Here is a 13933-nt window from a genome sequence, read left to right as displayed (position 1 = left end):
GCATGCCCGGAAACCCTATGTGGAATGACTGTAGCAACGGGGCCTTTCATTCAAATTTCGGTGGCGCCTACGGGTTTGTCAGGTTGGCGGGGCAGTCGCTTTATGTCAGGCAGCGCTCGATCGATGCGCGGAAGGCGTCGGGCTGTTCCGTCGTCATCAGGTGCCCGCCGCCGCCGATGATCTCGATGCCGGCGCTGCGCGCCAGCGCCCAGTCCGGCACGTGCCAGCCGTCGCGCGAACGTTCGCCAGCGGTCAGGTAGACCGGATGGCGTTCGAACACCTGCGCGAGCGCGTTCAGGTAGCCGGCGTCGCCGGTCGTCGCGACGACCGAGCGGCCCATCGCACGCAGCGTCGATGCCGGCTGATGCGCGAGCCAGCGCGTGGCCGTGGCTGCCAGCTCCGGCGCGGGATCGGCGATGGCGCCGCGCAGCCACGCGAGCGGATCGGCGCGCAACGTGTCGAGCATCGCGTCGGCTTCGGCGGGTGACATGCGTCCGACCGACCCCGATCAGAATGCGTCGTCCAGCGTGAAATTCCCCTCGACGTTGACGATCCGGCGCACGCGCGCGGGATGCGTGTGCGCGAACAGCATCGCGATCGCGCCGCCGACCGAGTGCCCGACGATGTCGACCGGTGCGTCGCCGAAGTGCGAGTCGATCGTTTGCCGCAGGTGTTCGACCTGTGCGGCGAGCGTGATGGTGTCCGGCGATGCTGCGCGATGCGCGCCGTAGCCGAGCAGGTCGGGCGCGAGGTGCGGGCCGGGCCACGCAGGCACGTCGAACGTGCCGATGAAGCCGTGGATGAAGATGACGGGGGTGTGGAGGTTCATGCGGGGCGCGGGGACGGGTTCAGTTCGGCGAGCAGTTCGTCGAGTTCGAGAGAATGGGTGCGGTCGTGGTCGAGCAACTCGCGCACGAGTTCGTCGAGCGACATGCGCCGGATGCCGTCGCGCAGGCCGCAGCGTCTCAGTTCTTCAGGCGCGAGCGTCGTGAGTGTTGCGCACAGCTGTTGCCGCAAGGCGCTGAACGCATCAAGTGCTTCGTCGAGATCCTGATGCACGTAGTCGCGCTGTTCTGCGAGCGCGGTGCCGTCGACCGACGCGATCTCCGGCAGGTCGGTGGTGCGCACTGCGTCGATGCGCGCGGCGAAGATCGCGTCGAGATCGCGCAGGTGGCAGGCGTGTTCGACCAGCGAGAAGCCGGTGCCGTCCGGGCGTTGGGTTCTCAGTGCGGTGGGTACGCCTGCGATGAGTGCTGCGAATGTGTCGGGCATGCGCGCGAGTTCGCTGACGATGTCGGCAAAAGGCAGCAGTTGCGGGTGCGGGCTGAATACAGCGCCGTAGCTGAACAGCGCGCCGCCGAGGCGGCCGCGCGCCTGAACGACGTCGTGGCCGCGGCGGCGCATCACGTCGGCGACCATCGCGCCGCAGAACTGGCGTGCGGTGGTGTCGGTCGAGATTTCCGGGAATTTTTGGGCGATTTCATCCTGGATCGCGCCGATTGCGGCCACGCCGACGCGGGAGAGGGCGGCGAATTCGACGTAGCGGTCAGGCTGCTCGATCAGCGCTTCGAGCTGTGCGCCGAGTGGGGTGGTGCGGAAGCGGTCGAAGCGGGAGTGCATGTGGGGCAGCGCCTCATAGTAACGTATCGAAACGATACGTTACTATGAGGCGCTGCGTCAATCCGAAGCACGCCTCCGCGCACGTTGCGTAGTTGAAACATTTCTGGTGGCTCGGCAGCCATTCATATCGTCGGATCGAAGGCGTGCCGCCGATGCGCTTTCCGCTTTTCCGGCCGATCCTTATCTGGCCTGGCATTCCGCCCCCAACCCGGAGACCCGACGTTACACGGTTGAAACAAGGCGGCCTCCGGAATGTTTCACCGCCATATCGTTGGCGATGGCCGCCCCGGATCCATTGGCATCTCCAGAACTGGCCCGCAACTTGCTCCATTTCCCGTGCACACCAGAATCCGCACGGCCAGCTGGCTCGATGCGGGCGACAAACAACCATCAAGCGGGGTCGGGGAAATCATGTCCAATTACCTGTCGGTCGTCATGCGGCTGCTGTCTCGCATCAATGTCCCTGTTGCGCATTACATGACGTCGTCGGCGCGGCCAGCCCTCGTCGGCGTCAGGTGCGTCAACACGGTCCGCGCATTCGCCGAACGTCGCGAAGCCTCCGGGCGATAGCCGAATACCAGAAAGCCTGTTCCGGTAGCGCGCGCCACGTGCCGCTTCAGATACCGCGTTTGTCGCTCACGCTTGCGCCAGCATGCGTCGTGGCGCATTGCCGGGCGCACGCACGCCGGGGCGATCGTCTGCGATGCGGGGGTGTCGGAGGCGCGTGGAATCAGGCTGGAGAAATGTAGTGGCGGCCGCGCGCGTTCGGGCGGGCGCGCGGCCGCTTGCAGTTGCCTGATGCGGGTTCGTCCATTATTTCGGGGGAGGTCAACATGATGAACTGGATCAATCGTTGGTCGATGCGCCACGCACCCACGCCGGAAAAAACCGCTGCGTCGATGCTGGTGACTGCGCGCATGGAGTTGTTCACTGCGGAGCAGCGTGTCACCGATGCGATATTGCAAGCGGATTACTGGCGCACGCGCGTGGCGTTTCTCGAAGAAGTGCAGAAGCTCGGCATCGATCCTTGGGTCAGCACACGACCGTTGCATTGGACCGAGGCCGAGTCTGCGCCCCGCAACACGGGCCCGCGTCTTGCCGCCAGCACCTGATTGCAGACGCTCGAGACTGTTTCAGCTCGGGAACTGCCTACGACGCGAGGTCGGGGCGAACGTCTGCAACGGCTCGTTCCGCGTCTCGACATATCTACTCGCGCGTGCTGACACCCGTCAGCGCGCGCACCCGATTCTCGTCGGCGGCGAGCTCTCGCGAGCTGCCCGAATGGACGATGCCGCCATCGTCCAGCACATAAGCGTAGTCGCTGATCTTGAGCACCATGCGCGCGTTCTGCTCCACCAGCAGCACCGAAATCCCCTCGTCGCGCATCTGCGACGCGAAACGCCTCGCGCACGAATGCGACTCGGTGTTTTCATAGGGTTCTCCCTCGCCGTCTGTCGATCCGGGGTGAGCGCTTTTGCACTTGCTCCGGTCCCGCACAACCCCGTCAGGGGTTCATCCCAGCTTTACCCCGCCACGCCCCACCGCCCACAATGCCTGATCGGCATCACAGACCGGATCGCTCTGCGCGCGGACCGACGAACCCGCTCCGAGCAACCCGGAACAACGCGCACCGCCGCCCGGGGAACGCACCGCCAATAGTGGGGGAGCCATGTCACCGCGCGCTTATTTCGTGCTCGTTCTAGCGATCGGCTGGCTCGCCGCGATCCCCGGCCGGGCGTTTGCCGACGACAGCCGCCTGCACTTCGAAGCCCACATCGAGGCTCCCCACAACCAGCTATCGGACCGCCCGACCGAAACGGACGAACCGCACCACGTGCTCGTCATCCAGGGCCGCAAGGACCCGAAAGTCGAGCTGTGGCTCGGCATCGATTTCGCGTCCACCCATCCGCAGTGCCGGTCGCAAACATGGTTCGGCCGCCTGTTCGGCGCGCCGGACCTTCCGCAGGTCGTCACGGACAATATCCGCTTGCCGGCCGGCAAGGACCGGTTCGAGGTTCGTTTCTACGTCGATCGCTACGACCCTGGGCGTTGCGGATGGCAGCCGCTGGGCATTCGCCACGCCGAGTTCGTCCCCGCCGTCAGCAACGGCCCGAGCGGATGGAGCGGGCTGATCGCATTCAGCGACGCGGGCCGGCGCGAAGCGACCCTCGTCTGGTCCTGCCAGCTCGGCGTATCCAGCGCGTCGCCGACCGCTCTCGGCTGCCTGACGAGAACGCGCGGCGCCGGCGCGATGCGGATCTCCAGCGAGGGCGGCACGGTCAACGTGACGTTCGAGCTGTTGCCCCGGTCGCCGCTGCCGCGCGGGCTGGAGGCCGAAGGCGGCGGGAAGGCGATCGGAAGCTGAGCGCGGCCGAGGCGGGCATGCCGCCGCCATCCGCCCCCATCCGCCGCCGCCGTCAGTGCTTCTTCTGCGCGGCCTCGATTTCGGCCCGCAGCCGCGCTTCCTGCTCCTGCAGCTCCGGCGTGAATTCCGCGCCGAAGTCTTCCGCTTCGAACACCGGCCGAATCTCGATCTCCGAGTCGCCCTTCATCGGATTCGGGCAGCGCTTCACCCATTCGACGGCTTCGTCCATCGACTTCACCTTCCACATCCAGAAACCGGCGATGAGCTCCTTGGTCTCGGCGAACGGCCCGTCGATCACGCTGCGGCCCGGTCCCGAGAAGCGCACGCGCTTGCCGCGCGAACTCGGGTGCAGCCCTTCGCCGGCGAGCATCACACCCGCCTTCACCAGTTCCTCGTTGTACCGGCCCATCGCGGCCAGCAGTTCGGTGCCCGGCATTTCGCCGGCCTCGGATTCTTTCGTCGCCTTCACGATCACCATGACGCGCATGTTCGTTTCTCCTCGAGTGGGGAAAGATCGCGCTCCCGCCGACAGCCATTGCGTGTCGATGAGCGCCTCCGACACTACGACGAATCAGGATGCCAGAAATCGACACGCGGCCGGCAGGCGCATGCATCGCCGACGGATCGTCCGGCGCTCCGCCGCGCTCCGGACTGCGGGTTTACGCCGAGGCGACGCCGCTTAAGTCTCGCGGCCGGATGTCGTTATCTGTACCGGTTAGTTAACGAATCGGGGCGTTCGCATGAAGCTTTCCACGAAACTGCTGTTGCTTGTCGGCGCGGCGCTGCTGGGCGTGGTGCTGCTGGCCGCGACGGCGCTGCACACGTTGCGCGGCGCGCTGATCGACGGCCGGCGCGAGGAAATCGTCATTCTCCTGACGAAGGCCGAGCATCTGGTCAACGCGTACCGCGAACTGCAGACGAGCGGCGCGCTGACGCGCGAGCAGGCGCAGCAGCAGGCGAAGGAAGCGCTGTCGCGGCTCAACGCGAACACCCGCAGCTATTACTGGGTCACGACGGCCGACGGCGTCAATCTCGTGCACCCGAACGCGAAGTTCGTCGGCACGAAGGCCAAGGGCAACCGGACGACCGGCGGGCTGACCGACAGCGAGGCGTACCGCGCCGGGATGGCGCAATCGCATTTCGCGCTCGTCGACGTGCTCGTGAAGCGCAGCCCGGACGCGGAACCCGAGCCGAAACTGCAAGGCGTCGTGGCGATCCCGGACTGGGACTGGTGGATCGGCACCGGCTTCTTCTACGACGACATCGACGCCGCATTCTCGAAGCTCGCCGTCGTGCTCGGCGCGATCGCGCTCGGCATCGCGGCAAGCCTCGGCGCGATCGCGTGGGCGATCCTGCGCAGCATCAAGCGCACGCTCGGCGGCGAACCCGCGCACGCGACGCAGATCGCGCGCGCGATCGCGACCGGCAACCTGAACGTGCCGCTCGACGTCGCGAAGGCGGCGCCGGGCAGCCTGCTCGCGGCGCTCGCCGACATGAAGGCGGGGCTCGTCGGGATGATCGCCGAAATCCAGTCCGCGACGCACTCGATCGCGATCGGGGCGGGCGAAATCGCGCAGGGCAATCTCGACCTGTCGCAGCGCACCGAGGAGCAGGCCGCGTCGTTGCAGGAGACCGCCGCGAGCATGGAGCAGATCACCGCGACGGTGAAGCAGAACGCCGACAACGCGCGGCAGGCCAACGGGCTCGTCGCGACGGCCAACGATGCGACCGAGCGCGGCGGCGCGGCGGTCGAGGAAGTGGTGTCGACGATGCAGCAGATCGCGCAGCAGTCGGAGCAGATCGCCGACATCACGTCGGTGATCGAAAGCATCGCGTTCCAGACCAACATCCTCGCGCTGAACGCGGCGGTCGAGGCGGCGCGCGCGGGCGAAGGCGGGCGCGGGTTCGCGGTCGTCGCGTCCGAAGTCCGGTCGCTTGCGCAGCGCAGCGCGGCCGCCGCGAAGGACATCAAGGCGCTGATTCAGGCATCGGTCGAGCAGGTCGGCCACGGCAGCCGGCTGGTCGGCGTCGCGGGTGAACGGATGACGGCCATCGTCCAGTCGATCCGCCACGTCGCCGGCATCATGGGCGAGATCACGGCGGCGTCCGACGAGCAGAGCACCGGCATCGAGCAGGTGAGCCTGGCGGTCACGCAGATGGACGAGGTGACGCAGCAGAATGCGGCGCTCGTCGAGCAGGCCGCCGCCGCGGCGTCGTCGCTCGACGAGCAGACGACGCGCCTGCGCGCGGCGGTGTCGGTGTTCAGCGTGGGGTGACGTCCGGGTCAGGTCACGACACCTTGTCCGCTGCGGCCGCGGCCGCGTACGGGCCGCCGTCGCGCGCGTCGTCGCCCGCCGCCAGCGTTTCCAGCGCCATCCCCTTCGTCTCGATCCCGAGCGTCCACACGGCCAGCGCCGCCGCCGCGAACGACAGCGCGCCGAGCGTGAACACGCCGCCCTGCCCGAACACCGGCAGCACGACGCCGACCACGTACGGCCCGATCAGCGAGCCGACGCGCCCGACCGCCGACGCGAAACCCGACCCCGTCGCGCGCGCACCGGTGTCGTACAGCTCCGGGGTGTACGTATAGAGCGCGGCCCACATCCCGAACAGGAAGAACTGCATCGCGAGGCCCGTGCCGATCAGCAGCGCGGTGCTGCCGCCGTACAGCGCGCTCTGTCCGTACACGTACGCCATCACGCCGCCGCCGAGCAGCGACGCGATGCAGGTCGGCTTGCGGCCCCAGCGCTCGACCAGCCACGCCGCGCACAGGAAGCCCGGCACGCCGCCGAGCGAGATCAGCACCGTATAGAACACCGATTTCGTGACCTCGAAGCCGGCCTGCTGCAGCAGCGCGCCGAGCCACGACGTGAGCCCGTAGAAGCCGAGCAGCGCGAAGAACCACAGCAGCCACACCATCGTCGTGCGGCGGCGGTACGCGCCGCTCCAGATCTCGCGCAGCGCGCCGCGGCCGCGCCGCGCCGGCGTCTGCGCGAGCCGCGCCGGCGGCGGCAGCGTCGTGACGCCGGCCGAGCGCATCACCTTCGCCTCGATGTCGCGCATCACCGCGTCGGCTTCGCCGAGCCGGCCCGCGTGTTCGAGCCAGCGCGGCGATTCGGGCACGACGCGGCGCACGATCAGCACGAACACGGCCGGAATCGCGAGCAGCGCGAACACCGTGTGCCAGCCGAATTGCGGCAGCACGAAGTACGACACGATGCCGGCGGTGATGAAGCCGAGCGGCCAGAAGCCGTCCATCAGCGCGATCAGGCGGCCGCGCTTCGCGGCCGGCACGAATTCGGACAGGAGCGTCTGCGCGACCGGAAACTCCATCCCCATGCCGATGCCGAGCAGCACGCGGTAGACGATCAGCGCGTCGACGCTTTGCGCGGTCGAGCACAGGTACGACGCCGCGCCCCACAGCACCATGCTCCACTGGAAGACCGGCCGGCGGCCGAACCGGTCGGCAAGCAGCCCCGCGACCGCCGCGCCGAGCACCATCCCGAAGAAGCTCGCGCTCGCGACGAGGCCGGCCATCGCGGTCGACAGCCCGAACTCCTTCTTGATCGAACCGAGCACGAAGGTCATCGTGCCGAGGTCGACCGAATCGAAGAAGAACGCGATCGCGATGATGAAGAAAATCAGCTTGTGATACCCGGAAAACGGCAGGCGTTCGAGCCGGGCGGCGGCGCTGGCGCGCGCGAAGGTGGCGGTGGCGGCGGGCATGGCTTCCTCTGAAATGAAAAGGCCTCGAAGCTGGATGCTTCAAGGCCTCTGGTTTTCAGTAGACGCGACCACAATTGGCCGCATCGGAGGAAAAACGTCGCGGGCTTGCCCAAATGCGTCATCGCCGCGACGCGGCTGCGCGTCAGTTCCTCAACCGATACCCGGTGCGGAAGATCCACGCGACGATCGCGAGCAGCACGGCGAGGAACAGCGTGGTCGCGCCGAGGCTGATGCCGACGTGCACGTCCGCGAGCCCGTAGAACGACCAGCGGAAGCCGCTGATCAGGTAGACGATCGGGTTGAACAGCGTGACGATGCGCCACGCGGGCGGCAGCATGTCGACCGAGTAGAAGCTGCCGCCGAGGAACGTCAGCGGCGTGATGATCAGCAGCGGCACGAGCTGCAGCTTCTCGAAGCTGTCGGCCCAGATGCCGATCACGAAGCCGAACAGGCTGAACGTGACCGACGTCAGCACGAGAAACAGCACCATCCAGAACGGATGCAGGATGTGCAGCGGCACGAACAGGCCGGCGGTCGCGAGGATGATGAGGCCGAGCAGCATCGACTTCGACGCGGCCGCGCCGACGTAGGCGATCACGATCTCCCAGTACGACACCGGCGCCGACAGGATCTCGTAGATCGTCCCCGTGAAGCGCGGGAAGTAGATGCCGAACGACGCGTTCGAGATGCTCTGCGACAGCAGCGACAGCATCACGAGGCCCGGCACGATGAACGACCCGTAGCCGATGCCGTTCACGTCGCTGATGCGCGAGCCGATCGCGGAGCCGAACACGACGAAGTAGAGCGACGTCGAGATCACCGGCGCGATGATGCTCTGCATCAGCGTGCGCCGCGTGCGGGCCATTTCTGCGCGGTAGATCGCGCGGATTGCTTGGAAATTCATGCGAGGGTTGCCTCTCGTGAGCCGTTGCGGCGGTTGTCGATCAGACTGACGAAGATGTCCTCGAGCGAGCTCTGCGTCGTGTGCAGGTCGCGAAAGCCGATGCCGGCCGCGCCGAGCGCGTTGATCAGCGTCGCGATGCCCACGTCGTCGCGCTGCGAGTCGTAGGTGTAGACGAGCGCGCTGCCGGCGTCCGCGAGTTCGAGCCCGAACGGCGCGAGCGCGGGCGGCAGCGCGGCGAGCGGCTGTTCGAGCTGCACGGTGAGCTGCTTCTTGCCGAGCTTGCGCATCAGCTCGTGCTTGTCTTCGACGAGCACGAGCTCGCCGCCCTGGATGATGCCGATCCGGTCGGCCATTTCCTCGGCTTCCTCGATGTAGTGCGTGGTCAGCACGATCGTCACGCCGCTTTCGCGCAGCGAATCGACGAGCTTCCACATGTCGCGGCGCAGCTCGACGTCGACGCCCGCGGTCGGCTCGTCGAGGAACAGGATGCGCGGCTCGTGCGACAGCGCCTTCGCGATCATCACGCGGCGCTTCATGCCGCCCGACAGCGTCATCAGCTTGTTGTCGCGCTTGTCCCACAGCGACAGCGCCTTCAGCGTCTTCTCGATGTGCGCGGGGTTCGGCGCCTTGCCGAACAGGCCGCGGCTGAACGACACGGTTGCCCACACGGTCTCGAACGCGTCGGTCGTCAGCTCCTGCGGCACGAGGCCGATCATCTCGCGGGCCGCGCGGTACGCGTCGCGGATGTCGTGGCCGCCGACCGTCACGCGGCCGTCGGTCGGCGTGACGATCCCGCAGATCGAGCCGATCAGCGTCGTCTTGCCGGCGCCGTTCGGCCCGAGCAGCGCGAAGATTTCGCCGGCGCGGATGTCGAGATTGACGTGCTTCAGGGCCTGGAACCCGGACGCGTAGGTCTTGGACAGGTTCGAGACGGACAGGATCGGGGTCGTGCTCACGGGCGAGGTCCGGTAGGAGAGAGGGCGGGCGCCGGCGCGGCGGCGCGCGGGCGCGAAGGGCGGAAAGTGGCGCGGGCAGGCGGCATCGGGCGTTCGATCGGCGTTCGTCTAAGCGATGGGATCGCTATCTTAGCAACGACGACCGGAGTTTGCCGGGGGCGCGACAGCCGCGCGGAAAATCTGCCGATTGTTCGGTGTGGCTGAACAAACGGCGATGACGACGATCGTCCGGCAGCGGGCGATCCGCGAGGATTGGCTTCTATGCCGATGGCGTGTTATGCCAAACTCGCATCCGGATCACACCAATCAAATCGATCAATCAGATGTCGACACAAAACAAGAAAATCCTGCTCCTGAGCGTCAGCGCGGGAGCCGGCCATACCCGCGCGGCCGAGGCGATCCGCGCGTTCGCGGACAGCCACCCGGCAGGCATCGAAGCCACGCACCTGGACGTGATGGACTTCGTTTCCACCGGCTTCCGCAAGCTGTACACCGACCTCTACATCAAGCTCGTCAGCAGCCAGCCGGCACTGTGGGGCTACCTGTACCAGAAGACCGACGAGGCGGACCCCAGCGCGCCGTCGCAGAAGATCCGGCGCGCGATCGAGCGGCTCAACTGCCGGCCGTTGCTCGCGGAGATCGAACGGCAGCGCCCGGACGCCATCATCTGCACGCACTTCCTGCCGGCCGAGCTGCTGTCGCGCGAGATTCGCAAGGCGCGCCTCGACGCGCCGGTGTGGGTGCAGGTGACCGACTTCGACCTGCACAGCATGTGGGTCGTGCCCAACATGCGCGGCTACTTCGCCGCCAACGACGAGATCGCGTGGCGCATGCGCGCGCGCGGGATGGCGCCCGACGCCGTGCACGTCAGCGGCATCCCGATCATGCCGGCGTTCGGCCAGCCGCTCGATCGCGCGGCCTGTGCGGCCGAGTTCGGCCTGGACCCGGCGCGCCCGACCTTCCTGATGATGTCCGGCGGCGCGGGCCTCGGCGGGCTCGACGTGCTGGCGGCGCGCCTGCTGGAGATGGACGCCGACTTCCAGCTCATCGCGCTGGCAGGCAAGAACCAGGCGATGCTCGCGTCGTTGCAGGCGCTCGCCGCGCAACATCCCGGCCGGCTCTTTCCGCAGGGCTTTACGCAACAGGTCGAGCGCCTGATGGCATGCGCCGACCTCATGATCACCAAGCCGGGCGGCCTGACGACCTCCGAATGCCTGGCGATGCAGTTGCCGATGATCGTCAACTCGCCGATTCCGGGCCAGGAAGAGCGCAATGCGGATTTCCTGCTGGAGCAGGGCGTGGCGCTCAAGGCCATCGACGACGATGCGCTCGTCTATCGCATCCGCGCGTTGCTGCAGGCGCCCGAGCGCCTCGCCGACATGCGCCGCCGCCTCGCCCCGCTCGGGCGGCCGCAGGCCGGGCGCTTCGTGCTCGACCGCGTGCTGGGCCTGGAGCCTGGCGCATGAGCATGTCCTGTTTTTTTCCGACGCGCCGCACGCTCGTGCTCGTCGCCTGGGTCGTGCTGCTGGCGTTCTTTTTCGCGAACGTCGAGATTCAGATCGAGGGCAGCGCGGGCTGGGCCGCCAACCTGCCGACCTGGCGCATCGAAAAGCACTGGCTGCTCGATATCTTCTGGGGCGGGCGTCCGATGACCGGATACCACGCGTGGGTGTTCCCGTTCGTCGCGCTGTTCTTCCATCTGCCGCCCGTCTTCAATGGACAGTGGTCGTGGCGCATCGAAGCGCGCCTCATCGCCTGCATCATGGTGTTCTGGCTGGCTGAGGATTTTCTGTGGTTCATCCTGAACCCGGCCTATGGTCTCGCCAGGTTCACCCCGGCCAACGTGCCGTGGCATATCCACTGGCTGGGCGTTGCGCCGACCGACTACTGGACCATGAGCGCCGCTGCGATCGTCCTGTTCTTCCTTTCCCGCGCGCGGGAGCGCACATCCTTCTGAACCGCCATGAAAATTGCCGTCATTGCCGTGATTGCCGTCACGCTCGCGGGGCTCGTGCAGCCCGTCGGCGCGCAGCCGTCTACCGATGTCGCCGCGCGACCGCTTCAATGGGCGCAAAGCGTTCCCGATGCGCGCTTGGACAACCTGCATCGCATCACGCCGTCGCTGTACCGCAGCGCGCTGCTTTCCAGGGAGGATGTGCCGGAATTGCAGAAGCTCGGCATTCGCAAGGTCATCAGCTTCCGAGCGTTCCACTCGGACGAGCGCATCCTGGCCGGCACGCAGATCACGATGCAGCGCATTCCGATCAACACCTGGTACATCCGTGACGAAGACATGGTCGCGGCGCTCAGGGCGCTGCGCGACGCGGACCGGGATGGCCCGGTGCTGATCCACTGCCAGCACGGCGCGGATCGCACCGGCCTCGTGTCGGCGCTGTATCGGATGGTGTACCAGGGCTGGACGAGGGAGCAGGCGCTCGACGAGCTGCAGCATGGCGGCTACGGGTTTCATGCGATCTGGCAGAACATTACGTACTACCTGAAGCATGTCGATGTCGAGCGTCTGCGGCGGCAGGTCGACGAACGAACCGGCGTAGCGAACGCCGGCTGAGCGGCAAGGCCGCGCTAGAAGCGCAAACGCCGCTGACGGGGACGGTCAGCGGCGTTCGAAAGGCAACGGCCCGGCAGTGGGCCCGCGCCGGTCAAACCCTCTCAGGCTGCCTTGCCGCCTTCGCGACATTGCGCGCCGGCGCACCGTTCGCGACGAAGTAACGCACATCCACACGCGCCAGCGCCTGCCGCCCGCGAATCCGGTCGGCGATCTTCTCCGCGATCATGATCGTCGGCGCGTTCAGGTTGCCGGTCGTGATGATCGGCATGATCGACGCGTCGACCACGCGCAGCCCCTCGAGCCCGTGCACGCGGCCTTCGTTGTCGACCACCGCCATGTCGTCGTAACCCATCTTGCACGAGCACGACGGATGGAACGCCGTTTCGGCGCGCGCACGCACGAACGTGTCGAGGTCCTTGTCGCTCTTCAAGTCCGCACCCGGGTTCAGCTCCTCGCCGCGGAAGCGGTCGAGCGCGGGCTGGCGCATGATCTCGCGCGTCGCGCGGATCGCATCGCGGAACTCGCGCCAGTCGAGCGCTTCGGCCATGTAGTTGAACAGGATGCTCGGATGCTGGTTCGGATCGCGCGAGCGCAGCTTCACGCGGCCGCGGCTCGGCGAGCGCATCGAGCCGACGTGCGCCTGGAAGCCGTGCATCTCGATCGCGTTCGAACCGTTGTAGTTGATCGCGACCGGCAGGAAGTGATACTGGATGTTCGGCCACGGATCGTCGTCGCGCGTGCGGATGAAGCCGCCCGCCTCGAAGTGGTTGCTCGCGCCGAGGCCGGTGCCGTTCAGCATCCATTCGAGGCCGATCTTCGGCTGGTTCCACCACTTGAGCGCCGGGTACAGCGACACGGGCTCCTTGCACGCGTACTGGATGTACATCTCCAGGTGGTCCTGCAGGTTCTGGCCGACGCCGGGCAGGTCGAGCACGACCGGGATGTCCAGCTCCTTCAGCCATGCGCCGGGGCCGACGCCCGAGCGCTGCAGCAGCTGCGGCGACGCGATCGCGCCGCTGCACACGAGCACTTCGCGGCGCGCATGCGCGGTCGCGCGCTCGCTGCCGCGCAGGTACGCGACGCCCGACGCGCGCTTGCCGTCGAACAGAATCCGGTCGGCGAGCGCGTGGGTGACGATCTCGAGGTTCGGCCGCGCGCGGGCCTGGTCGAGATAGCCGCGCGCGGTGCTCGCGCGGCGGCCGCGCGGCGTCACGGTGCGGTCCATCGGGCCGAAGCCTTCCTGCTGGTAGCCGTTCAGGTCGTCGGTGCGCGGATAGCCGGCCTGCACGCCGGCCTCGACCATCGCCTCGAACAGCGGGTTCACGCCCGGCTTGCTGGTCGTGACCGATACGGGGCCGCTGCCGCCGTGATAGTCGTTCGGGCCGACGTCGCGGGTCTCCGCCTTCTTGAAGTACGGCAGGCAGTCGAGATACGTCCAGTTCTCGAGGCCCTGGTGCGTCGCCCAGTTGTCGTAGTCGAGCGCGTTGCCGCGGATGTAGCACATCCCGTTGATCAGCGACGAGCCGCCGAGCCCCTTGCCGCGCCCGCATTCCATCCGGCGGTTGTCCATGTGCGGCTCGGGGTCGGTCTCGTACGCCCAGTTGTAGCGGCGGCCCTGCAGCGGATAGGCGAGCGCCGCCGGCATCTGCGTGCGGAAGTCGAAGCGGTAGTCGGGGCCGCCCGCCTCGAGCAGCAGCACCGTGACGTCCGGATCTTCCGTCAGGCGTGTCGCGAGCACGTTGCCCGCGGAGCCCGCGCCGCAGATGATGTAGTCGTATTCGCGTGTCGTCATG

General features: G+C 67.3%; 14 protein-coding genes and 1 pseudogene. 7 read left to right on the top strand and 8 right to left on the bottom strand.

The genetic code is table 11. The features are described 5' to 3' along the window. Positions 1-100: 100 nt before the first annotated feature. Together KY49_RS33425 and KY49_RS33420 are read right to left on the bottom strand one after the other, a co-directional pair. A pseudogene (locus tag KY49_RS33425) lies at positions 101-829 on the bottom strand (alpha/beta fold hydrolase). Continuing rightward, the gene (locus KY49_RS33420) at positions 826-1620 is read right to left on the bottom strand and encodes a DinB family protein (RefSeq protein ID WP_042588506.1); all 795 of its coding nucleotides are present in this window, start codon (positions 1618-1620) and stop codon (positions 826-828) included. Before KY49_RS33420 ends, KY49_RS33425 begins: the two are co-directional and overlap by 4 nt. Before the next feature lie 252 nt (positions 1621-1872). Here KY49_RS33420 and KY49_RS37955 point away from each other — a divergent pair, with 252 nt between their 5' ends. Beyond that, positions 1873-2190, top strand: coding sequence for a hypothetical protein (locus tag KY49_RS37955; protein WP_139253257.1), 318 nt, complete (start codon positions 1873-1875; stop codon positions 2188-2190). Positions 2191-2453: 263 nt separating this feature from the next. Beyond that, positions 2454-2732, top strand: a complete 279-nt coding sequence (locus KY49_RS33415) for a hypothetical protein (RefSeq protein WP_042588505.1) — start codon at positions 2454-2456, stop codon at positions 2730-2732. A gap of 94 nt (positions 2733-2826) precedes the next feature. Here KY49_RS33415 and KY49_RS33410 read toward each other — a convergent pair whose 3' ends face one another. After that, positions 2827-3006 carry a hypothetical protein gene (locus KY49_RS33410; RefSeq protein WP_042588504.1) on the bottom strand — a complete coding sequence of 60 codons (180 nt, stop codon included), beginning with the start codon at positions 3004-3006 and terminating at the stop codon, positions 2827-2829. Between the two features lie 283 nt (positions 3007-3289). Between KY49_RS33410 and KY49_RS33405 the strand changes: the two genes are divergently transcribed. Further along, positions 3290-3985, top strand: a complete 696-nt coding sequence (locus KY49_RS33405; protein ID WP_042588503.1) for a hypothetical protein — start codon at positions 3290-3292, stop codon at positions 3983-3985. Positions 3986-4037: 52 nt separating this feature from the next. On the opposite strand, the gene KY49_RS33400 is transcribed toward KY49_RS33405, so the two are convergent. Continuing rightward, positions 4038-4472 carry a YciI family protein gene (locus KY49_RS33400; protein WP_042588502.1) on the bottom strand — a complete coding sequence of 145 codons (435 nt, stop codon included), beginning with the start codon at positions 4470-4472 and terminating at the stop codon, positions 4038-4040. Between the two features lie 253 nt (positions 4473-4725). Here KY49_RS33400 and KY49_RS33395 point away from each other — a divergent pair, with 253 nt between their 5' ends. Further along, positions 4726-6261 carry a methyl-accepting chemotaxis protein gene (locus KY49_RS33395; protein WP_042588501.1) on the top strand — a complete coding sequence of 512 codons (1536 nt, stop codon included), beginning with the start codon at positions 4726-4728 and terminating at the stop codon, positions 6259-6261. Positions 6262-6274: 13 nt separating this feature from the next. Here KY49_RS33395 and KY49_RS33390 read toward each other — a convergent pair whose 3' ends face one another. The 3 genes from KY49_RS33390 to KY49_RS33380 all read right to left on the bottom strand — a co-directional run bounded on the left by KY49_RS33390 (position 6275) and on the right by KY49_RS33380 (position 9571). Beyond that, positions 6275-7711 carry an MFS transporter gene (locus KY49_RS33390; protein ID WP_042588500.1) on the bottom strand — a complete coding sequence of 479 codons (1437 nt, stop codon included), beginning with the start codon at positions 7709-7711 and terminating at the stop codon, positions 6275-6277. 142 nt (positions 7712-7853) lie between these two features. Beyond that, the gene (locus tag KY49_RS33385; RefSeq protein ID WP_042588499.1) at positions 7854-8615 is read right to left on the bottom strand and encodes an ABC transporter permease; all 762 of its coding nucleotides are present in this window, start codon (positions 8613-8615) and stop codon (positions 7854-7856) included. After that, the gene (locus tag KY49_RS33380) at positions 8612-9571 is read right to left on the bottom strand and encodes an ABC transporter ATP-binding protein (protein ID WP_042588498.1); all 960 of its coding nucleotides are present in this window, start codon (positions 9569-9571) and stop codon (positions 8612-8614) included. Before KY49_RS33380 ends, KY49_RS33385 begins: the two co-directional genes overlap by 4 nt. A 323-nt stretch (positions 9572-9894) precedes the next feature. Between KY49_RS33380 and KY49_RS33375 the strand changes: the two genes are divergently transcribed. The 3 genes from KY49_RS33375 to KY49_RS33365 are packed head-to-tail and all read left to right on the top strand — an operon-like array spanning position 9895 to position 12140. Continuing rightward, positions 9895-11037, top strand: coding sequence for an MGDG synthase family glycosyltransferase (locus KY49_RS33375; RefSeq protein WP_042588497.1), 1143 nt, complete (start codon positions 9895-9897; stop codon positions 11035-11037). Continuing rightward, positions 11034-11528, top strand: coding sequence for a hypothetical protein (locus KY49_RS33370; protein WP_042588496.1), 495 nt, complete (start codon positions 11034-11036; stop codon positions 11526-11528). The genes KY49_RS33375 and KY49_RS33370 overlap by 4 nt, the downstream gene beginning before the upstream one ends. Before the next feature lie 6 nt (positions 11529-11534). Then, positions 11535-12140: a dual specificity protein phosphatase family protein gene (locus KY49_RS33365; protein WP_042588495.1), complete on the top strand. Its 606-nt coding sequence runs from the start codon at positions 11535-11537 to the stop codon at positions 12138-12140. A 91-nt stretch (positions 12141-12231) separates the two neighbouring features. Here the strand turns inward: KY49_RS33365 and betA are convergent, their stop codons facing one another. Then, positions 12232-13932: a choline dehydrogenase gene (gene betA / locus KY49_RS33360; RefSeq protein ID WP_042588494.1), complete on the bottom strand. Its 1701-nt coding sequence runs from the start codon at positions 13930-13932 to the stop codon at positions 12232-12234. Between the last annotated feature and the right edge of the window lies 1 nt (position 13933).

It is taken from the genome of Burkholderia sp. MSHR3999 (assembly GCF_000833595.1).
Lineage (GTDB): Bacteria > Pseudomonadota > Gammaproteobacteria > Burkholderiales > Burkholderiaceae > Burkholderia > Burkholderia ubonensis.
Note: the sequence above shows the minus strand (reverse complement) of the source record. Positions and strands in the feature narration are given on the sequence as shown.

Bases quoted from the DNA above. Each gene is read 5' to 3' on its own strand.
- KY49_RS33420 (WP_042588506.1), bottom strand. From the start codon at position 1,620: ATGCACTCCCGCTTCGACCGCTTCCGCACCACCCCACTCGGCGCACAG.
- KY49_RS37955 (WP_139253257.1), top strand. From the start codon at position 1,873: ATGTTTCACCGCCATATCGTTGGCGATGGCCGCCCCGGATCCATTGGC.
- KY49_RS33415 (WP_042588505.1), top strand. From the start codon at position 2,454: ATGATGAACTGGATCAATCGTTGGTCGATGCGCCACGCACCCACGCCG.
- KY49_RS33410 (WP_042588504.1), bottom strand. From the start codon at position 3,006: ATGCGCGACGAGGGGATTTCGGTGCTGCTGGTGGAGCAGAACGCGCGC.
- KY49_RS33405 (WP_042588503.1), top strand. From the start codon at position 3,290: ATGTCACCGCGCGCTTATTTCGTGCTCGTTCTAGCGATCGGCTGGCTC.
- KY49_RS33400 (WP_042588502.1), bottom strand. From the start codon at position 4,472: ATGCGCGTCATGGTGATCGTGAAGGCGACGAAAGAATCCGAGGCCGGC.
- KY49_RS33395 (WP_042588501.1), top strand. From the start codon at position 4,726: ATGAAGCTTTCCACGAAACTGCTGTTGCTTGTCGGCGCGGCGCTGCTG.
- KY49_RS33390 (WP_042588500.1), bottom strand. From the start codon at position 7,711: ATGCCCGCCGCCACCGCCACCTTCGCGCGCGCCAGCGCCGCCGCCCGG.
- KY49_RS33385 (WP_042588499.1), bottom strand. From the start codon at position 8,615: ATGAATTTCCAAGCAATCCGCGCGATCTACCGCGCAGAAATGGCCCGC.
- KY49_RS33375 (WP_042588497.1), top strand. From the start codon at position 9,895: ATGTCGACACAAAACAAGAAAATCCTGCTCCTGAGCGTCAGCGCGGGA.
- KY49_RS33370 (WP_042588496.1), top strand. From the start codon at position 11,034: ATGAGCATGTCCTGTTTTTTTCCGACGCGCCGCACGCTCGTGCTCGTC.
- KY49_RS33365 (WP_042588495.1), top strand. From the start codon at position 11,535: ATGAAAATTGCCGTCATTGCCGTGATTGCCGTCACGCTCGCGGGGCTC.
- betA (WP_042588494.1), bottom strand. From the start codon at position 13,932: ATGACGACACGCGAATACGACTACATCATCTGCGGCGCGGGCTCCGCG.